This is a genomic window from Terrabacter sp. RAF57, assembly GCF_052113925.1.
Classification (GTDB): Bacteria; Actinomycetota; Actinomycetes; order Actinomycetales; family Dermatophilaceae; genus Terrabacter.
This window is the reverse complement of the sequence record NZ_JBFRDT010000023.1, coordinates 1-19,081: the sequence shown is the minus strand read 5'-3', so window position 1 is coordinate 19,081 and position 19,081 is coordinate 1. Positions and strand designations below refer to the sequence as shown.

Genomic DNA, 19,081 nt, shown 5'->3' with positions numbered 1-19,081 from the left:
CTACCTCCTGCTCACGTCGAACTCGGTCAAATAGCCCTGCTCGTTGATCGTGTGCGTCACCTTGGTGACGTGGTAGGTCCCGCTGAACCGGCGGCCGACGCCGACGATCTCGACGTTCGCACCGGGGCGCAGGTCCGGCAGGCCGATCGCCTTGCCGTGCGCGGTGAGGAATCGGTAGGCGCGCTCGGCCAGCAGTGCCTGGGCGAGCTGGAGCGCCTCCTCGTCGGTGGTGACCAGGGTGCGGACCACCACCTCCTCCCGCCCCGCCGGCCCGGCGATCTCGCCGGCCGCCTTCGGCCCGCTGGTGCCGGCCACCACGGCGACGCCGGGGGTGTTCTCGGGCGTCGCGGTCTGCTTGATCGCCTTCTTGTTCTTGGGGTCCCAGCCGCGCACCGTGACGGTCTGGACCTGGTCGGCGACGGTCATGGTCGGCTTGAACTCGACCAGGCTCGGCGCCAAGTCGGTGTTGCGCAGCGTGCCCCAGGCCAGGACGTACGTCGTGATGGGCCCGCTGCCGCGACCGTCGGGCGGCTTGATGAAGTTGAGCGTGTCCTCGCCCGACGTGGCGTCGGTCTCCATGAAGACGACGAAGCCGATGCCGTCGGCGCGGGTCTTGAGGAAGGTGCCGTCGTCGATGTTCTCCTGACACATCATGGTGTGGACCGGGCCCTCCTCGGTCACCGTCACCCGCAGCCCGTGCCGCTCGCCGATCTCCTGCGCGATCTGCCAGTCGGCCTTGTCGCGGAAGATGACCTTGTCCGGCGGCGGCTTGGATCCCTTGAGCCGCGTCAGTGAGTCGAGCCCTCGGACCAGCAGCGTCGAGGACCCGTCGCCGGGGAAGTCCGGCGTAAGCGTGGTGATGACGCCTCGCATCATCGACAGCGTCCGCTCGGCGTAGCCCATCTGCACGTGGATCTGGCTGCCCAGCCGGAACTGGTCGGCGTCGGACCACTTGAGGTCGAAGGTGGTGTCGTCGTAGTTGTTCAGCCTGATGTCGACGCTGGTCAGCTTTTTGAGCTCCATCTCGACCCTGACTTCGAGCACGTCGCCCATCGACTCGGGATCGAGGGGCTGTCCACCGACCTCGACGACGAAGGCCGGCGCGTAGTAGCGCTCGGGCAGGCCGGGCGCGCGGGTGGAGGTGGCGGTCATCGGCGGTCCTCGGACAGGGCGGGCACGATCAGCACCGTCCCCGGCGCGACTGTGGTCGGGTCGGTGATCCGGTTGGCCCGGGCGATCTCGCGCCAGTGGGAGGGGTCGCGGTAGACCGCGGACGAGATCGAGCTGAGGGTCTCGCCAGTGCGCACGACGTAGCGCTTCTCGACGTCGGGCGAGGTCTGCTCCACCTCCTTGAGCTGCACCTTGACCGGCCGGTACTCCTTGAGCTTGATGCCGAGCTTGGCGCGAAGGGGGGTGCCGTCGGTGTTGAAGAGGACGTAGTTCACCTCGAGCGAGGTCAGCACTCCCGTGAACTTCGGCTGGGGTCCCCACACGAACATCACGATCGGCGGGGCGTGCAGCTTGCCGTCCTTGGCCATGGCGCCCTCGACGGCGGCGACGTACTCAGTGTGGACGCTCTTCTTCGGATCGTCCGAGGTGTCGACCAGGACGTCCATCGCCAGCACCCGGCTCCCGCCGCGGACGTATTGCAACGGCGGGGAGGCCAGGCCGGGGATGGGGATCTCGGCGAAGGCGTTCTCCTTGGTGAGCTTGTAGTCCGCCGGGTTGAAGTGCAGCGGGATCAGCTTCGTCTTCGGGTCCCGCGTCGGCTCGACGATCTCCAGCCGGGCCTCGGCGAACTCGCGGCCCAGGAAGTTGATCGGCAGGCTCATGACCACCCCCCGGAGCCGAGCGAGCGGTCGCTCGCGGCCTGCTGGGCGTCCTCGTCGGCGCCCCGGCGTACGGCGTCGAGGCGGGCCGTGTGCTGCGCGAAGAGCCGCGCGAAGACGGCCTCGTCTCGCTCCCGCTCGGCGTCGAAGAGAATCTGGAGGTGCTCGATGGTGATCATCAGCCAACCCTTGGAGGTGTGAGCGGGACCTGGAGGAGTCCCTCGTGGGCGATCTCGATCGACTCGACGGCGATTGCGCTGTCGCTGCCCTTGAGCTGCGGGCCCTTCCAGGCTGCTGCCAGGCCGCCGCGGAAGATCCAGCCGATCGCGGGGACGCCGCCGGGGGTGAGCAGGATGATCGCGCCGTCACGGCGGGCACCGATCGAGCGGGACAGCCCCGCCTGGTACCAGAAGTAGAGCCCGGGGTCGCGGACCATGCCCCGGCTGAGCACGATCTTGGGATAGCTGTGCCGGACCGGGAGCTGGTGCACGTAGTCGTTGCGGCCACCCTCCGGGTGGGCGAGCACCTCCAGGTCGGCCCCCAGACCGGTCACCTCGCTGAACTGGCCGGCTGCAATCGCGGTGATGATCGCCGACTGCGCGAACGGCAGGTAGGCGTCGGTGGGGTCCAGCGACACCAGGAACCGGTGGGCGGGCAGCGGGTCCTCGACCGAGGGGATGATGCTCATTGCTCCACCACCTCGAGGAGGCCGTCGGCGCCGAGGGTCAGTCGCAGGGTGATGAACTCCATGGGCGTCGCCGGCGCGACCTCGACCAGGCACACGACCTGGCCCTCGTCGATCGTGTCCGGCGGGTTTGTGGTCTCGTCGCACCGCACGCGGTAGGCCTCCGCGGGCGTCTCACCTCGCAGCGCGCCGCTGCGGTAGGCCTCCATCAGGATCCCGCTGACGGCCCGGCTCACCGAGAACCACAGCAGCTGCGTGTTGGGGTCGAACACCAGCGGCTCGAGGACACGTCGCACGGCTCGCACGATGCGGTGCACCAGTCGGCGGTGCGCTAGGTAGCGGCCGTCTCCCGGGTCGAGCGTGTGCGCCCCCCAGATCTCCAGGCCACCGCCGACGCGACCGCGCAGCAGGTTGGCGCCGCTGTCGAGCACCAGGGCCTGCAGGGACGGCGGCAGCGGCACCGCGGTGTCGACGGCGTCGCTCACCAGGACATTGGCCGGGCTCCAGCCCGATCCGCGTTCACGGTCCAGCCGCGCCATCACCCCGGCCACGTGCCCCACCGGGTCGGTCGGTGGGTAGTGGTCCGGTCCGCTCGAGGCCACGTCCTCCGCCAGCAGCCAGGGGAAGTACGCCGCGACCGCGCGCTGCTGCGCCGGGTCGGAGACCCTCGTCCGGGTGCGCTCGCACCAGGCCGCGAACGACCCGGAGTCCGTGCCGACGGCGGAGACGACCGCGAGGCGGTCCTGGCTGGCCGCGCAGCTCTGCGCGAGCTCGGCGACGACCTCGGCCTGGTCCTGCTCGGTCAGCCGGAGGGCGAGCGAGGGCACGCAGACCAGCGCGATCTCCTCGACGTCCGCCTGCACCTCCACCGCCCGCCGGAGGCAGGCGGCGTCCAGGATCGGCTCGGTGCCACCGCGCAGACGCAGCTCCCACCTGCGTACGGCGGGGCCGGTGGCGGCCAGGTCGCCCGGCACGGGCTCCCCCTCGAAGGCGAGGACGACGAGCCCACGGGCGGCCACGGCTGTGGGCAGGTCAGCGGCGGAGAGGCCCGCCCGGCGCAGCGGAGCCAGGCCCGGCACGTCGACCGCCACGTCGAACTCCGCCGACCCCGTGATGCCGAACGGGCGGTAGGTGATCCGAACGGCCGTGTCGTTGCCCCACGTCCCGGCGCTGGAGGCGGTCACGCGGACCCGGTTGCCCGGGAGGTCGGCCCGCAGGCGCTCCCGGTCGTCGTCCCCGTCGTCGCTGTCGACGCTGTCGACGCTGTCGACGCTGTCGACGCTGTCGTCGCTGTCGTCGCTGTCGGGCAGCAGGGCCACCACCCGGCTGGCGGGTGCTCCGCCGCGTCCCGCCCGGACCACCCAGGCGACCTCGCCGCCGTTGGCGTAGTAGGCCGAGACGGCCCTCGACACCGTGCCCGGCCCCACATCGCCGTAGGTCGCCACGAACTGCTGCCACGACGCGAGCCGACGGGGCACGCCGAGCGGACCGCGCACCGTCGAGCCGAGAAAGGCAGCGACGTCATTGCGCAGCCCCTCGTCCTCAGGGGGCATCGCCGCGTCGACGACGCGGAAACCGGGGAGCGCGGTCGTGGTCATGGCAGTGGGCTCAGACGTCCAGCTCGAGCTTCTCGACGCAGATCTCCAGCGACTCCATGGCGATCTCGTTGTTGGCGGCGTTGAAGGTGGGCGCGGTGTACTTGCAGGGCCAGCCACGGGTGAAGTTCCAGCGCATCACCGGCACATGGTTCTCGTCCTGGAGGATCACCGCACCGGAGGCGCGCTGGATGTCGCCCTCGACGGCCTTCTTGATCCAGTTCCAGAACTCCACGTGCCCGGTTGCACCGCGCTTGCAGGTGATGTTCGGATAGGTGGCCAGCCCCTCGATCTTGCGCACCGTGCGTGCCTCGCTGCCGCTGCGGTACTCGATGGCGTGGACCTGGACCTCCAGCCCGCTGATCTCGCTAAAGGACCCGCTGACGGCGCTGCCGTCGTCGCTGATCCCGGTGACGATCAACTGGAAGTTGTGCCCCGGATAGGGATCGGGTCGTGTCTTCGTGGGCATCGTGCCCTCCTTCTGCCTTGCGGGTCGGTGGTCAGGCGGGCACGGTCTCGAGCGTCTTCTGCTGGATCCTGAAGATCACGAACTCCGCCGGCTTCACCGGGGCGATCCCGACCTCCACGATCAGTCGGCCGTTGTCGATGTCGTCCTGGGACATCGTCGAGCGGTCGCACACGACGTAGAACGCCTCGGCGGCGGTGAGGCCCTGGAGTGCTCCGATGCGCCACTGCGAGGTGAGGAACCCGTTCACGGACTGCCGGATCCGGTCCCAGAGCGGCTCGTCGTTGGGCTCGAAAACGACCCACTGTGTTGCCTCGTCGATGCTCTCCTCGATCATCAGGAAGAGTCGACGCACCGGAACGTAGCGCCAGGCCGAGTCGGATGTGAGGACGCGGGCGCCCCACACCCGGTTGCCGCGGCCCGGGAAGGCCCGCAGCACGTTGATGTTCTGCGGGTTGAGCAGGTCCTGCTCGCGCTTGGAGATCGCTAGCTCGAACCCGCGGATGGAGCGCAGGGTCTCGTTGGCCGGCGCCTTGTGCACCCCGCGGAGCATGTCCGTGCGCGCGTACACCCCGGCCACGAAGCCGGACGGCGGGGCCGGCATCTCGGCCCCTCCTGGTCGCGGATCAGTGATCGTCACCCACGGGTAGTAGAGGGCGGCGAACTTGGTGTCGATCGGGCTGCGGAACTCTTGGATCCCAGGGATGTCCTTGCCTGGTGGCGAGTCGAGCACGGCGAACCGGTCGGCCAGCGTCTCGCAATGGACGATCAACGCATTGCGCACGTCGTCGGCCCAGATGCCGGGCACCAGACAGATCGCGACCTGATCGATGTCCTCCAGCGCCTGGATGCCGGTGCGGCGGCCAGGCCCGAGGTCCTGCCCGACGAAGTCGCCGACCGCAAGGCTGTCGAGCGCGTCGTCGCCCCCACCGAGTCGCGCCCACGCGCCGGTCGACACTGCAGGGAACGCCTGCAGGACCGTGCCGTCGAAGTTCGCGCCGGTCCGCACCTCGACGAGCCGCGACGTGGCGTTGACCTTGCGGGCGATCGAGTCCGGGTGGGTGTCGGCGGTGAGCCTCAGACCTGAGTGCCTCTCGAGGACCTCGTCGCCCCCGGCCGGTCGGTAGCGGACGGTCAGCTCGGCCTCGAGCACGCTGAGCTTCTCTCCCTCGACGTGCGGGTTGCCGGGCGGTGCGCTCAGGGTGACCACCCCGTCCCCGACGCTCACCACGGTCAGCCGCTCGGTGCCGGCGCCGCTCTCCAGCTGCACCAGTGCGTTGGGGTAGAGCCGACCGGCGCCACCCACGGCCACCGTGGCGCCGCTCACCGCCGTCCGCTGCTTCGACAGGGTGCTGCCGGAGGGTACGAGGCGCGCGAGCGGCGTACCGAGCGTCAGGCCCAGCCCACCTGCCGCGGCGGCGACGGCGGTGACGGTCGAGATCGCGCCCCCAACCTTCACCGAGAACGGCACGGGCGTCGCGGCCTCCAGGCTGCCGGGGACCGGCGTGACGACGACCGTCGCGGCACCGGCGGCGGCGTCGGCGGTGGTGGCGGTCACAACCGGCGCGCCGCTGACGGCGCTCGCGCCCAGGTCGAGCGGGCCACCGGCCACCGGGAGCAACCGGACGCTCAGGTCGTCTCCCCACGCGCCCGCACTGGACGCGGTCACGGTGAGCACGTTGAGATTCGCGTCCACCGCGAGGATCGAGGCCAGGTCGCGCCCGCGGCGCAACGAGAAGCCCGTTTCGGCGGTCAGCGTGACCACCTTGCCGGCGTGGTCCACGGATGCGATGACAGCGTTGCCGATCGGTGTCGCGGTTTCGCTGACGAAGGTCAGGTTGCCCCCGGCAGCGAGCCCGAAGGTGTGTGAGAGCGTCACCGTGGTGGATACCGGGCTGACGTCGCTCTGCACCAGCGCCTGCAGGCCACCGTTGAAGCCGCGGCTGGACGCGGCGGCGCCTTTGGGCACGACGCGCTGGAACCACATCGTGGCGCCGCCCTCGTCGAAGAAGGCCTTGACGGACTCGGCGGCGTGCCAGTAGCGGCCGTCGTCGTCCCAGCGACCCTGCGCGGCCTCGTCCGGCAGGTCCAGCGGACCGCCGTACATCCGGGTGAATCCGCCATAGCTGGTGAGGGGCTGCGGGGTGTCCGGCCCGCGCCGGGTCACTCCGACCACTCCGGCGGTGCTGGTCGCGACGGGGGCGATCGGCTTGGGCCCGGCGTCGACCTCTTCGACGTAGACCCCTGGGCTGAGGTACTCCGGCATGCCGTTCTCCTTCGATCGGTGGGGTTCAGGTCAAGGTGAGGTCGAGGACGTCGTCGAGGTCGTCCGGGACGATGAGGTTGGCGGAGCCGGCCAGCACGCCCTTGGTGGCGTCGACCTGTGTGGCGCCCGAGGACCACCGCAGCGGGAGCCGGAACCAGCCGTCCGCGTCGGTCAGGGTGCGTTCCAGGACCGGCGACCCACCGATCAGCTCGGTGACGCTGACCATGGCCCGGAGAACGGGGTCACCCGCAGCGGTGAGCGCGCGACCCGAGAGCAGCGGCGTGCCCGGGCCGAAGGCGTACGACGGCAGGGGGAAGAACCGGACCACCACGGGCACTGGCACCGGCGGCGCCTGCGCGCTCCACAGGTCGATCGTCCGGATGACGCTCGCGGAGCCGCCGGCCGTGGCGCTCTGGGTGTGGGGGGCGCTGACGCTCACGCGCACCTGGACGCTCCCGGCGACGCCCGGCTTGGCCCGTCCCAGGTCGAGGAACCCGAGGTCGCCGCGCGACGAGATCTGGTGGGCGCACTCCAACGCCACCCAGGCGGTGCCCTCGCGACGCTCCAGCAGCACCTCCAGCGGGCCTGCCGGCCGCCGGCCGGTGAACTCGTCCACGAGTCTCACCCACAGCGGCGTCGCCGCCAGTCGCTCCTCCGGCGAGACGAGCCTCATGGCGCCTTCACCCCGAACCGTTCGCGACGCGTCAGCACCGGGGTGTCGCTGGTCGTGCGCTCCGCGTCGAGGTCGACCACGCGGACCTCGTAGTTGACCGAGAGCCGGTAAGGCTTGCCGATCGCCCACCAGATGCGCGCCCGGTCGTCGATCTGCATCCGCGAGAGGCTGACCCGCAGCTCCACGGCGGTGCCGGCCAGGTCACCGGTCAGCTCGGGGCCGTCGATGATCGCGTCGTCGTACATCACCTGCATGACGCGGCCGAGGATCTCCTGCTCGGTCTCCCGCGAGCCGCCCCACGCCGTCACGAGGTAGTAGAGGCAGAGGCCCAACGGTTGCTTGCGGCTGATGAGGGTGCCGTTGACCAGCTCGGTCGTCCGGGGCCGGTTGCGGGTGGCCGCCTCCTCCACGACGTCGTAGAGGAAGAGGGTGGCGAGCGGCCCCGCCGCCGTCGACGGGCTGGTGGTCAGGTCGTGCAGCTCCGCGCCCGGTGCCGGCGGTCCCAGACCGCTCAGCCCGGACCTGAGACGATCGCGGAGCGTCGTGGAGACCGCCACAAGCACCTCGGACCCTGCCATGTTGCGAATGCTCGTAGGGTCACGTCACCCGAGCGTCACCGTGCGAGGATGTTCTCCACCTGAAGGTCGGCACCGATTTCGCACACCAGAGCCCGCATGAGGGGTGACGGCGGCAGCCCGAGATCGCTGTGCATCAGCTCGCGATAGTCGGCGTAGGCGCGGCACACGTCGGCGAGGTTGCCGAGGTCGCGGTGCGCGGAGATCGCCAGCCGCCACGTCGACTCGCGCAGTGGTTCGGCCCGGATGGCCGCGAGCGCGAACTCCAGCGCGCGCGTGGGGTCGTGGGCGTCGAGGCACGCCGTGGCCGCCACCTCCAGGGCCCCAAGCCGCAGCAGGTGAAGCCGCTCCCGCTCGAGCACGACCCAGCAGTCGCTCCATCCCGGGAGCAGGGGCGCGTCGGCCATCAGGGCGCGGGCCGCCCTGCCGTCGCCCGGGCTCGCGATGACGTCGCTGGCACAGGCCTCCACGTCGTCGACATCGACGTGGAGGCGGTCACTGAGGACGAGGCTGCTGTCCCGTCGCTCCACAAGGTGGGCGCAGTCCTCGGGCAGCCGCCACAGGGTCGTCCGGAGGCTGGCGGCGGACCGCTCGTGGGTTCCGGAGGGCCACAGCTGCCCCGCCACCACGTCTCGGGACGCACCACGGCTGAGGGCCAAGTAGGCGAACAGCCGTTGCGCGTTAACGCCCACCGAGACCGGGGCCCCCGAGACGCTCAACCAGAACCGCCCGGTCAACGACAGGAGTGCGGGCTCTCCTTGCTGCGGGCGAATTCGAGTGACCATAACCTCACCTGCTGCCTCGCGGCCGAGCCGGTTGTCCTGCTGCCCTTCGCTCAGGTGCCATACTCACTCGGGTTCCGGTCAGCCAGGTGTCGTCGGCCTGAGGCCCCAGCCCCGACCCCACCCTCTACCGTACGTTTCTAGAGTCCTCGCGTCCCGTCGAATTGTCGACGCCTGGGCGCGACCAGTTGTCCGACCTCACGCGAGCACCGAGCACCAGCCCGGTCGGCAGCACCATCTCACGAGGTTTGTCGGTGTTCGCCGGGACGTCCACGACATGCTTGCGTCGGCGAGCGGTCGCCGGGCCCCCGGCCGAGCCGTTGCTCCCCTCGAACGCCCACACCCGGTCCGGGTGGAGAGCGCGTGCTTTCGCATCGCGCGCACCCGGCCTTGTCCCTGTCGGAGCGCCCTGTGGCCATTACCGTCTCTCGTTCGTCGACCACCCCGATCGTCATCGCAGGTTGTGTTGATCGCATCCCAATGAACACCCTCGCCATGGCCGCGCACCTTCCAGGCGTCACCCAAGAACGCCGGGCGGGCACTGCAACTTCGCGCTGGGTAGGCACCTCTTCAGCCACGCACCGGTACGACACGCGACAGAACGCCCTCCGCTGAAGAGCACACCCACAACACCTGTGGTAGTTCCGAGGAGAGCATCCGTCGAGCACCTGTACCGACTCTGGCCGCACGACCGTCCTACCGAAATCGTCAAGTAGGGGCATGAAGGTGACGACGCCGTGACGTGCGTCGATACACGATGGAGGCTGTACGTCTTCATCCCCGGAGGTGGCCATGACGATCAACCACGATCGACCCGTAATCGGTGTCTTCGGCAGCGCGATCGGCCACCACAGCGAGCGCGACGCTGTTGTGCTACTGGCCGAGGCCATCCACCGGGCGGGCGCGTTGCTGCTGTCTGGGGCAGAGCCACCGGACGGTGGCTACCCGGCTGACTTCAAGCCGACTGACGTGAAGGACGTGGCGGTCCACGCCCTTCACAGCCTCACCAGCGAGCAGGAGGTCCTCTGGATTGGCGTCGGACGCCACCACGACACCCGGGAATCGAAGCGCCACGGCGACAGGGGCATCGGGGTAACACCGGGCTGGGACCACCGCCGCAACTTCGTCGAGGCGGCGATCTGCGACGCCGCCTTCGCGATCGGCGCGACGAGCCCCGGCACGGCATCCGAGGTTCTGTTCTGCCTCTATCTCGGCCGCCCTGTCACGGTCATCAGCCGCAGGCCCCACCTCATCCTGTCCGCTGCCAACCTGAAAATCACCAACGGCAACCGCGTGCAGCCGAGCGTTGAAGGGCGACCCGTCGACGTCGGGGTCAAGGGCGCTCTGGACTGGGCCGACAAGATCCACTCGCAGGTCATCACGGTGGCGCTGCCCACGAATTCCTTGGAGGCCGACGCGCTGGTGCAGAACCTGCAGGATTCATTGCCACAAGGCCGCACGCGCAGGGCCTTCGAGAAGCTGACCGACGAGGACGGCTGGGACGACTACTTGCGCACTGAGATGGACATCGCGGACCGCGGGTGGTGAGGTGCGCCCCTCGCTTGCGTTGCCCATCGCGAGGAGTGCGCAGGCCAGCGTCCTGGCGATCGGCCACTCGCACGCCTTGGCGTTCCCGCGTGCTTCGTCGACGTCTTTGACATCCATGCGGACAAGCCACAGATCCAGCCGGTTCCGGTGGAGCCGGACAGATCGGCCTCACAGACGCTCCTATGCTTCGTCAAGCCCCTGTCGTGGTGTTCTCGAGTAGGCGATAGAGGTCGCGGGCGACGTAGCGGGCTAGACAGCGTTTGATCTCTCGGCCGGTCTTGCCTTCGGCCGTGCGGCGAGCGACGTAGTCGCGGGTGGCCGGCCGGTACTGGATCCGGCTCTGGACCACCGTGTGCAGGGCGTTGTTGAGCTGGCGGTCGCCGTACCGGTTGAGCCGATACCGGGTGGTGACTTGACCACTGTTCGCCGGGATCGGTGCCACGCCGGCGAGCATCGCGAACGCCGCCTCGGAGTGGATACGGCCRGGGTGGGACCAGGCGCACAACACCGTCGCAGCCACGATCGGTCCGACACCGAACTSCTCGAGCAGGTCAGGRCGCCAGCTGCGGATGATGGCCACCATCGCCTTCTGCAGCTCCCGCGCCTCTTTCAGCATCGCGTGCGCGCGACGAGCCAAGGTCCGCAGCGCCACCACGGTGCTGGTCGTCTCGACGTCCCAGCAGGAGCGCACGCGCAGGTTCGCGGCCGTGTTGAGCATCGCGGCRAGCTTCTGGCCGCGGAACCGGGCTCGGATCGGTTCGGGTGCGGCGATGACCAGGSYGAAGACCTGCTGCTGGGCCTCGGTGGAGGCATTGATCGCGGAGCGGCGAGCAGTCAGAAGCACTGACAGTGCTTGGCGTTCACCCCCAGTGCGAGGAGTCCCCAGCTGGGGTCGAGCCACTGCTTCACGCGCGGCCCGGATCGCGTCGAGCGGATCCGACTTCGCCCCGTTGCGGCGCGCAGCACGCTTCGGACGATCCAACTCGATAACGAGCTCCGACAACTCCAGCAGGTGACGACTCAGACCGGCGCCATGACCGCCGGTCCCCTCGATCGCCCAGGCCCGCAACGTCGCGTGGTTGTTGGCGAACTCCACCAGCTCGGCATAGCCCTCGGCTGTCGCCTCGACGGTGATCTCGTCGAGGACACCACCGGTCGCAGCATCGACCACCGCCGCGGAGTGGGTGTTCACGTGGGTGTCGACGCCGATGACGACATCGACCACCTCGCGCAGATCGGTCAGACTGGTCATGCGTTCTCTCCTTCGCCGGRWCGGACGTGGTTCCGGTCCGGGACGGAGGCTCGGCAGGACTGTGATGAGACACGCCAGGCGCCGCTAACGCCAAGCGGTCAAGCTCCTGATCAGGCCAGCTCCTCCAACCGGGCCGGGGCCGGCGACCACGAGCGGACAAGTCGCAACAAGGCACGARGCCAGTCMYWYCGGGGGTCACACTCGCGGTCACCAACCACAGCCCAGCACCWTCAGGCCGCGTTGGCGATCCTCACAGTCTCTTCGCCGCGATTCGCTCACCGAGCGCGGTGCGCGTGGCCGACGGCTTCGTTGGCCCGGAAGGCTCCGCCGCGTCCCGGGGGAAGGCCAGTGAGGGGATCACCCGGACCGCCGTAGCGTCCTGGCTGTGCCGAACACACCCATCGTGTCGCGCAGGTTGCCCATGCGCTCGAGCGAAACCCGGGACTCGCCTCAGGGCCGTAGCCGCTCGTGGTCCAAGGCGTGGCTGAATGGGCCGGACCTCCAACTTGTGCCCTGGAGCATGTCGGGTGGATCGGCCTTGCTCAAGTGCTGGACCAGCATCCCTTCGAACGCGACCAACCCTTTAACGCGGTCTTCCGGTCCTCGAACTGCGCTGGGACTGCGAGGGCATGCAACAGGGGCGACGCCGAGTCGTTCGGCGTGATGCATGCGGGCCAGGAGGGGGCGCCACCAGTCAGCGCCCTTGGCGGCCTCGATCTCGCCCGACGTGACACCGGCAGCGAGGAGCATTTCGGTGTAACGCTGCTCGCGCGCTCGAGCGTGGATCGCAGCTCCCTCGGCCTCAAGCCGAGCAGAGCTGCTGGCGGCGGCGAGCTCCTGGTGGCGGGTCTCGGTGGCTGACTTATCCGCGCCGGAGCGGGCGAGAACCTGGGTGAGGACGTCGACTGGCTGCACCTCGAGCGGCTGCTCGTGGGAGGTCGCGCTGTCGGGTTCGTAGTGGGTGTCGACGTAGAGCCGGTTGCTCTCGCGGCCCCGGGTGGCCATCACGTAGAGCGGCTCCCGGACCGTCGTCGCGCTGACGAACGCGTGCGCCGTGTCCACGGTCCGGCCCTGGGCGCGGTGGGCGGTGGTGGCGTAGCCGAGTTCGACGTGCTCACGGACATAGGCAGCGGGCAGGAGCGCCGCTCCGCCACCGACGGCGCGCCGGACCTGCACGGAACCGTCGTCGTAGATGGCGCTGACGACCCACTGGTCGCCGTTCTTGACCCAAGCGCCGGAGGCGGCGAGGGCGCGCTGGTTCAGCCGCGTGACGACGACGTCGCCGACCCCGAGGGTGGACCCGTCCGCGACCAGCACCCCGTGAACGGTGACGTCCCCGGTCGCGACGCGGTCTGCTCGGGCCCTAGCGTTGAGATCGGCAACGGTCTGCGCATCAGCAGCCATCATCAGGGACCAGTGTCCGGCCCGGGTGTCTGCGCGCCAGGCCCCGAAGAGGACATCGAGCATCGACTCGCGGTCCCCACCCTCGACCCGTCCCTGCGCCACATATTTCTTGGCAGCCTCGGGGCTGCCGGAGCGCAGGCCGAGCGAGGCGTCTCGTTCCCACTCGTGCCGGAACCGGCGCACGTCAAGCAACTGCGCGGCGTCGTGCCGGTCGGTCGCGAGGAGCTTGAACGCCCCCCCGGCAGAGACCGGGGAGAGCTGGGCCCAGTCCCCGACCAAGAGCACCTTCGCACCGGCGGTGCGGGCGTGCGAGGTGAGCGAGTCGAGCTCGAACGTGCCGGCCATCGAGGCCTCGTCGACGATGACCAGCTGCCCCGGACGCAGCCGCCACCGGTCCGCCTCGGCCGCCACCGTCCGCGCCCGATGCCGGAGCACGCGGGTGCGAAGCGACGGGCCAGCACGGTCCAACCGTGCCGACAGTCGCTCGAGCTCGGCGTGCCGATCGAGCTGCCGGGACGCTTCGGCGAGCCATTTCGCGGTGTTCTCCGTCGGCACCCCGACCGCCTCAGCCAACACCTCCGCCGCGGCCGCGGACGGCGCCAACCCGACCACCGACCCCGGACCGTAACGGGCTTCCCAAGCGGCGCGGACGCTGGCCATCGCGGTCGACTTGCCCGTGCCGGCAGGCCCGACGAGGACGTCGAGGACGCGCCCGGAGGTCAGCACCCGGCATACGGCATCGGCCTGGTCCGCGGACAGTGGGTGGTGCCGGCCCGGCACGTCCTGCGCCACCACCGCGACGGCCGTCTCCGCGGGCACGGCGGGCCCGTCGGTGGCCCGCCCGGCCGCGAGGAGGCGCTCCTCCGCGTCGAGCAGTTCGGCCGTCGTGAACAGCTCCGAATCGCGGGCGCGGAACCGCGAGGACCCATCCGGGCGACGCATCGCGGCAGGGACGACGCCAGCATCGGGCGGCGTCAGCTGCAGCGACACGCCCAGGGCGAGGTCGGACACGCGCTCGGCGACGGCCACCCGCTCGGCCGGGGCCGCGAACCGCACCCCGGCGATCTGGCGCAACACCTCGGCGAACACGTTGGCCCGGGTGAACGTGGCCCGCTTGCCCGACACCACCGTGACCGCTACGCGGGCGGCGTCGACCAGGATCTCCTCGGACAGGTCCCCGACGCGCAGCAGCGGCAGGTCGTTGCGGCCCGCGAGGGACGCGACCCACGCCTCCGGCTCGTCCCCGACATGGGGGGCGGCCCTCTTCCGCCACCCGACGGCGAGCTCGGACAGTGCGTGCTGGTGCTTGTCCGGGCGGGTCGCTAGGGTCGCCTGCTGCCGCAGTTGGAGCACCTCCCGGGCGGTCGGCTGCCGCCCATGCGAAGCCACGAACCGCTCGACGAGGACGTCTTTGGCGACCTCGATCTCCGTGCTGCGCTGAGAGAACTCCGCTCGCAACGCCTCCCCGACCCCGGTGACCTCCCACTTCTCCACCCCGGAATGCCGCCGGGCCTCCGGCGCCCACCCATACCCGAGGTCGGCCGTGACCAGATCGGAAAGGACGCCGATGTACAGCTCCGACAGCCCGACCGCAGCCCGGAACAACGCTTTACTGTCGAGGGTGCGCCAGCCGCCGTCGGACACCGCCTGCACTCGGTTGAGCACGACGACATGGGTGTGCAGCTGCGGGTCCCCGGCGCGGGAGTCCCAGTGCTCGAACGCGGCAGCGACCACCCCGCGTACGTCGTCCGAGACGACCCCGCCGCGTCCGGTGCGCGTTGCGATCACCCGCTCCTCCGCGTGCCCGATCACGAACTCCAACGCCGCCTGGTGCGCCGCCCGGATCCGGGCCCGGGTCGGCTCGTCCGCGAGCGCCCAGGCCACCGATACCGACTTCGGCGCGGAGAAAGTCAGGTCGAACCCGGCCACCGTTTTCGGCGCCTTCCGTGTCCGGCCCAGTCCGTCCACGTATGCCGCCCGGCTGGCTCCCGGGGGCCGGCCCAGCGGTGCGCCGGTCGCCGGGTCCTGAAGCATCCCGAGCATCCGCCACAGCTGCTCCTCGGTCACGACCGAGCCGGGAGCGATGCCCCTACCGACGTCCAGGCCAGCCAAGCCGCGGCCGAGGAACCGGCCGCGCGGAGTCCCCACCTGCGTGTAGTAGTCGGTCAGCGGCGACGCCGTCCGGCCATCGGCGTCGCCGCGGGCGACCGAGGCCATCAGATAGCGGTAGCCGGAGCCCAGCGTCATACGGCGGATCGACATCGTCACCTCGGGCGAACCCGGCCCACGGGGCACCCGCGGGCCCGCGGACACCTCGGTGCCAGACGTGTGGAGCGGAAAGGGGCGCAGTCGAGCCGGGTTGCGAATGGGGCTTCGGCGGCGTCGGGCGACATCGGGAGACGAGTGGTTGAGGCGGTGCTAGGGGCCGATCAAGGGCGGGGAGGGGCGCTGGTGGTTGCGACAACGTGGTACGTCAGCATGCCTGGTTGGCGATCGCTGACCGGAGGGCGCCTGCGCACGGTATGTAGTCGACGGCGCCACGGGCCCTATCCTCGTGGAGCCGGCGCTCGCTCCCCCTGTGCGGGCGCCGGCTTCTCCATTTCCGTCGCCGCCTGAAGGTCGATTGGGGTCTTCGAACAGACGTTCGACGGTGCGGGATAATGGGCAGATGGCTGGTGGGTCGGGACGAGGGCATGAGCACCCCATACCGGTGCCGCCTCCAGCTCGCCGGCACTGCTGGGTCACCGGTCCAGAGGCGTCGCGGGGACCGCATCCAGGGCTAATCGTCGAGTGGTCCCGTCGCGACGACGGGTGGTGGGCGTTGGTCACCTATGTCATCGAGGCGGACGCCGCTGTCGTGCAGCAGTGGCTGCCGGCGAAGCTGCTGACTCCGACCGTGTCGCGCCGACGGTGACCCAATCGCTCCGTCCTGCACCTGCGGTCAAGTCCGTATCGGTGGTGTACGACGGTGATCCGTCGTGGTCGTTCGGTTAGGCGGTGATCGCCGCGGCGATCAGGTCGTTGGTCACCTCCTCACGATCGTCGTCGGTGGTGCGGTCGGTCAGGACGGCTCGGGCGTTCTTCAGCGCTTCCAGGCCGAGGTAGCGGCGCTGCTCGGCCCACTCGTCGTGCTGCTCCGCCAGGACGGCCCCGACGAGGCGGATGATCGCCTCCCGGTTGGGGAAGATGCCGACGACGTCGGTGCGGCGGCGGATCTCACGGTTGAGGCGCTCGTTCGGGTTGTTGGACCAGATCTGGCGCCAGATCTCCTTCGGGAAGACGGTGAAGGCGAGGATGTCGGCGCGGGCGAGCTCGAGGTGCTCGGCCACGGCGGGAGCTTCTCGTACAGGCCCTCGAGGACCCGGTCGAACTGGGCGTTCACGGCCTCGGAGTCGGGCTGGTCGTACACCGAGTGCAGTAGCGCCTTGACCCACCCCCACTGCGACTTCGGCGTCACGGCCATCAGGTTCGCGGCGTAGTGGGTGCGGCAGCGTTGCCAGGACGCGTTCGGCAGGGTTGCCCCTATGGCCTCGACGAGGCCGGCGTGCGCGTCGCTCGTGACGAGCGCGACGTCGGTGAGGCCGCGGGCCGTCAGGTCCCGGAAGAACCCGAGCCAGCCGGCGCTCGATTCTGTTGTGGCGGTGTGGATCCCGAGGACCTCACGGTAGCCGTCGGAGTTGACGCCGGTCGCGACCATCACCGCCACCTTCACGACCCGGCCGGCCTCGCGGACCTTCATCGTCAGCGCGTCGGCCGCGACGAACGTGTACGGCCCCTCGTTCAGGGGTCGGGTGCGGAACGCGGCGACCTGCTCGTCGAGGTCCTTGGCCATCACCGACACCTGCGACTTGGACAGGCCGGTGATCCCGAGCGTCTTGACGAGCTTGTCCATCCGCCGGGTGCTGACGCCCAGCAGGTAGCAGGTCGCGACGACCGTCGTCAGCGCCGCCTCCGCACGGCGGTGCCGCTCGAGCAGCCAGTCCGGGAAGAAGGTCCCCTCACGCAGCTTCGGCACCGCGACATCCAAGGTGCCGGCGCGGGTGTCGAGGTCACGGTGCCGGTAGCCGTTGCGCGTGTTGACCCGGTCGGGGCTGCGGACCCCGTACTCGGCGCCGCACACGCTGTCGGCCTGCGCGGACAGCAACGCGTTGATGAACGTGCCGAGCAGCTCACGCATCAGATCAGGGCTCGCCTGGGACAGCTGTTCGTGCAGGAAAAGGGCAGGGTCGATACTGGTGTTCGCGGTCATCGCGATGCTCCATTCGAGGGTTCTGTGAGAGGTTCACTCGAAGGATCACGCGGTGACCGCACCTGCATGTGCAGGGACACGCTCACCGGTGTCGTCGTACACCAACGCTATGGACTCAACTGGACCTGCTGGGCGTTGGCCTTTAATAGGGACGGATTCGGGATCACCGTCGGAGGACGGGGACGGAGCGGTCCACTAGGGCTAAAACCCCTAAACATCTGACAGCCCCCCCATCACAGCCGACACTGGCCGAACAGGGGGACCGCGACGAAGGTCCAATGTCCTGGAACACGAAGACGTGACGCGAAGACAGGGACCAACGCCACATGAGTGATTACTACAACACCCAGCCCATGCCTAGCTCCGAGGGTGACCCGCACCTGCCGCCCCCAGTTGGCCAGCCCATCACCGGACTCACCGATGCACCATCACCGAAGCAGAAGATGAGCCGGGGCAAGAAGGCCGGGCTCTGGTCCGGCGGCATCGTCGTCGCGCTCATCGCAATCGGCGCCACGCAGGGCAACCAGCCGGCGGCCACTCCGGCGGCAGGCCCTGTCATCTCCTCGAGTTCGTCTACGCCGGTAGCCACCGCTGCGGACACGCCCACAATTGATCCGGCATTGCAGGCATCGCTGGACAAGGCGTCCGCCGACAAGGCAGCAGCCGACGCGAAGGTACAGGCCGTCGAGGACGCGAAGCAGAAGGCCGAAGCTGACGCGGCCGCTAAGAAGCAGGCGGAAGCTGACGCAGCCGCGAAGCAGAGGGCTGCGGCCGATGCCGCAGCCAAGAAGGCGCAGGCTGACGCGGCCGCGAAGAAGAAGGCTGCGGCAGATGCAGCCGCCCGAAAGGCAGCCGAGGAGGCGGCCGCGCGGACTGCCGGGCAAGAACAGGCCATCGGCAAGGCGCAGGAATACTTGGACTTTCAAGCCTTCTCCCGCACGGGACTAATCGAGCAACTGCGATTCGAGGAATTCTCGAAGGCCGAGGCGACCTACGCGGTCGACCACATCACGGTGAACTGGAACGAGCAGGCCGCGAAGAAGGCGAGCGAGTACCTCGACTACCAGCACTTCTCCCGCAAGGGCCTCATCGGCCAGCTGCGGTTCGAGGGCTTCACCAAGGCACAAGCCGCCTACGGCGTCAAGGCTGCCGGCCTCTGACGTCAGGGGTCGGATGTCGCTCGATGGGCGGCATGAGCGCGTATCAGTGCTCAGACGACGGCGGCCCTACTCACGTCGTAAAAGCCCCCGTTGAGGCGCCAGAATGCCTCGAGGCCTTTGCCGTTGATTGATCGTCGGTAGCTGGCATCCGTCGAGTACATGCCGACGAACGTGGTCGCCGCACTTGTGAGCTCCTGCGCGCAACCCGGTGCGACGCTCCTATGCTTCGTCAAGCCCCTGTCGTGGTGTTCTCGAGTAGGCGATAGAGGTCGCGGGCGACGTAGCGGGGAAGGCAGCGTTTGATCTCTCGGCCGGTCTTGCCTTCGGCGGCACGGCGAGCGACGTAGTCGCGGGTGGCCGGCCGGTACTGGATCCGGCTCTGGACCACCGTGTGCAGGGCGTTGTTGAGCTGGCGGTCGCCGTACCGGTTGAGCCGATACCGGGTGGTGACTTGACCACTGTTCGCCGGGATCGGTGCGACGCCGGCGAGCATCGCGAACGCCGCCTCGGAGTGGATACGGCCGGGGTGGGACCAGGCGCACAACACCGTCGCAGCCACGATCGGTCCGACACCGAACTGCTCGAGCAGGTCAGGGC

General features: G+C 69.6%; 15 protein-coding genes and 1 pseudogene. 2 read left to right on the top strand and 14 right to left on the bottom strand.

Annotation, left to right across the window (positions count from 1 at the left end):
- From AB4Y83_RS19760 to AB4Y83_RS19715, 10 genes are read right to left on the bottom strand one after another with little or no spacing between them, the layout of a single operon-like run.
- Nucleotides 1-1,152 (bottom strand): phage late control D family protein, encoded by a 1,152-nt coding sequence (locus tag AB4Y83_RS19760; protein ID WP_442297903.1) that lies wholly within the window; start codon nt 1,150-1,152, stop codon nt 1-3.
- Nucleotides 1,149-1,832 (bottom strand): CIS tube protein, encoded by a 684-nt coding sequence (locus AB4Y83_RS19755; protein WP_442297902.1) that lies wholly within the window; start codon nt 1,830-1,832, stop codon nt 1,149-1,151. The genes AB4Y83_RS19760 and AB4Y83_RS19755 overlap by 4 nt, the downstream gene beginning before the upstream one ends.
- Nucleotides 1,829-2,008, bottom strand: a complete 180-nt coding sequence (locus AB4Y83_RS19750) for a hypothetical protein (RefSeq protein WP_442297901.1) — start codon at nt 2,006-2,008, stop codon at nt 1,829-1,831. Before AB4Y83_RS19750 ends, AB4Y83_RS19755 begins: the two co-directional genes overlap by 4 nt.
- The gene (locus AB4Y83_RS19745) at nt 2,008-2,517 is read right to left on the bottom strand and encodes a phage tail protein (RefSeq protein ID WP_442297900.1); all 510 of its coding nucleotides are present in this window, start codon (nt 2,515-2,517) and stop codon (nt 2,008-2,010) included. The genes AB4Y83_RS19750 and AB4Y83_RS19745 overlap by 1 nt, the downstream gene beginning before the upstream one ends.
- Nucleotides 2,514-4,112: a phage tail sheath subtilisin-like domain-containing protein gene (locus AB4Y83_RS19740; RefSeq protein WP_442297899.1), complete on the bottom strand. Its 1,599-nt coding sequence runs from the start codon at nt 4,110-4,112 to the stop codon at nt 2,514-2,516. Before AB4Y83_RS19740 ends, AB4Y83_RS19745 begins: the two co-directional genes overlap by 4 nt.
- 10 nt (nt 4,113-4,122) lie before the next feature.
- On the bottom strand, nt 4,123-4,578 hold the full coding sequence (locus AB4Y83_RS19735; protein ID WP_442297898.1) for a phage tail protein: 456 nt from the start codon (nt 4,576-4,578) through the stop codon (nt 4,123-4,125).
- 31 nt (nt 4,579-4,609) lie between these two features.
- Nucleotides 4,610-6,841, bottom strand: coding sequence for a phage tail sheath family protein (locus tag AB4Y83_RS19730; protein WP_442297897.1), 2,232 nt, complete (start codon nt 6,839-6,841; stop codon nt 4,610-4,612).
- Nucleotides 6,842-6,866: 25 nt separating this feature from the next.
- Nucleotides 6,867-7,514: a hypothetical protein gene (locus tag AB4Y83_RS19725; protein ID WP_442297896.1), complete on the bottom strand. Its 648-nt coding sequence runs from the start codon at nt 7,512-7,514 to the stop codon at nt 6,867-6,869.
- Complete coding sequence (locus tag AB4Y83_RS19720) at nt 7,511-8,092, bottom strand: DUF4255 domain-containing protein (RefSeq protein ID WP_442297895.1); 582 nt, start codon at nt 8,090-8,092, stop codon at nt 7,511-7,513. Before AB4Y83_RS19720 ends, AB4Y83_RS19725 begins: the two co-directional genes overlap by 4 nt.
- Nucleotides 8,093-8,127: 35 nt before the next feature.
- On the bottom strand, nt 8,128-8,718 hold the full coding sequence (locus AB4Y83_RS19715) for an AfsR/SARP family transcriptional regulator (RefSeq protein WP_442297894.1): 591 nt from the start codon (nt 8,716-8,718) through the stop codon (nt 8,128-8,130).
- Between the two features lie 945 nt (nt 8,719-9,663).
- On the opposite strand from AB4Y83_RS19715, the gene AB4Y83_RS19710 reads away from it, so the two are divergent.
- Nucleotides 9,664-10,419, top strand: a complete 756-nt coding sequence (locus tag AB4Y83_RS19710) for a hypothetical protein (RefSeq protein WP_442297893.1) — start codon at nt 9,664-9,666, stop codon at nt 10,417-10,419.
- A gap of 190 nt (nt 10,420-10,609) precedes the next feature.
- Here the strand turns inward: AB4Y83_RS19710 and AB4Y83_RS19705 are convergent, their stop codons facing one another.
- The 3 genes and pseudogenes from AB4Y83_RS19705 to AB4Y83_RS19695 all read right to left on the bottom strand — a co-directional run bounded on the left by AB4Y83_RS19705 (nt 10,610) and on the right by AB4Y83_RS19695 (nt 17,324).
- Nucleotides 10,610-11,671 carry an IS110 family transposase gene (locus AB4Y83_RS19705; RefSeq protein WP_442297892.1) on the bottom strand — a complete coding sequence of 354 codons (1,062 nt, stop codon included), beginning with the start codon at nt 11,669-11,671 and terminating at the stop codon, nt 10,610-10,612.
- Between the two features lie 450 nt (nt 11,672-12,121).
- Nucleotides 12,122-15,337, bottom strand: coding sequence for a MobF family relaxase (mobF, locus tag AB4Y83_RS19700; RefSeq protein ID WP_442297929.1), 3,216 nt, complete (start codon nt 15,335-15,337; stop codon nt 12,122-12,124).
- Between the two features lie 728 nt (nt 15,338-16,065).
- A pseudogene (locus AB4Y83_RS19695) lies at nt 16,066-17,324 on the bottom strand (IS256 family transposase).
- Between the two features lie 326 nt (nt 17,325-17,650).
- Between AB4Y83_RS19695 and AB4Y83_RS19690 the strand changes: the two are divergent.
- A complete protein-coding gene (locus AB4Y83_RS19690; protein ID WP_442297891.1) occupies nt 17,651-18,484 on the top strand; it encodes an Ltp family lipoprotein in 834 nt (277 codons plus the stop codon).
- A gap of 229 nt (nt 18,485-18,713) precedes the next feature.
- Here the strand turns inward: AB4Y83_RS19690 and AB4Y83_RS19685 are convergent.
- Nucleotides 18,714-19,081: transposase (locus AB4Y83_RS19685; RefSeq protein WP_442297890.1), on the bottom strand; the 368-nt coding region annotated here is incomplete at its 5' end.

Excerpts from the sequence above, each read along its gene's own strand:
- AB4Y83_RS19760 (WP_442297903.1), bottom strand. The coding sequence starts at position 1,152 with ATGACCGCCACCTCCACCCGCGCGCCCGGCCTGCCCGAGCGCTACTAC.
- AB4Y83_RS19755 (WP_442297902.1), bottom strand. The coding sequence starts at position 1,832 with ATGAGCCTGCCGATCAACTTCCTGGGCCGCGAGTTCGCCGAGGCCCGG.
- AB4Y83_RS19750 (WP_442297901.1), bottom strand. The coding sequence starts at position 2,008 with ATGATCACCATCGAGCACCTCCAGATTCTCTTCGACGCCGAGCGGGAG.
- AB4Y83_RS19745 (WP_442297900.1), bottom strand. The coding sequence starts at position 2,517 with ATGAGCATCATCCCCTCGGTCGAGGACCCGCTGCCCGCCCACCGGTTC.
- AB4Y83_RS19740 (WP_442297899.1), bottom strand. The coding sequence starts at position 4,112 with ATGACCACGACCGCGCTCCCCGGTTTCCGCGTCGTCGACGCGGCGATG.
- AB4Y83_RS19735 (WP_442297898.1), bottom strand. The coding sequence starts at position 4,578 with ATGCCCACGAAGACACGACCCGATCCCTATCCGGGGCACAACTTCCAG.
- AB4Y83_RS19730 (WP_442297897.1), bottom strand. The coding sequence starts at position 6,841 with ATGCCGGAGTACCTCAGCCCAGGGGTCTACGTCGAAGAGGTCGACGCC.
- AB4Y83_RS19725 (WP_442297896.1), bottom strand. The coding sequence starts at position 7,514 with ATGAGGCTCGTCTCGCCGGAGGAGCGACTGGCGGCGACGCCGCTGTGG.
- AB4Y83_RS19720 (WP_442297895.1), bottom strand. The coding sequence starts at position 8,092 with ATGGCAGGGTCCGAGGTGCTTGTGGCGGTCTCCACGACGCTCCGCGAT.
- AB4Y83_RS19710 (WP_442297893.1), top strand. The coding sequence starts at position 9,664 with ATGACGATCAACCACGATCGACCCGTAATCGGTGTCTTCGGCAGCGCG.
- mobF (WP_442297929.1), bottom strand. The coding sequence starts at position 15,337 with ATGTCGATCCGCCGTATGACGCTGGGCTCCGGCTACCGCTATCTGATG.
- AB4Y83_RS19690 (WP_442297891.1), top strand. The coding sequence starts at position 17,651 with ATGAGTGATTACTACAACACCCAGCCCATGCCTAGCTCCGAGGGTGAC.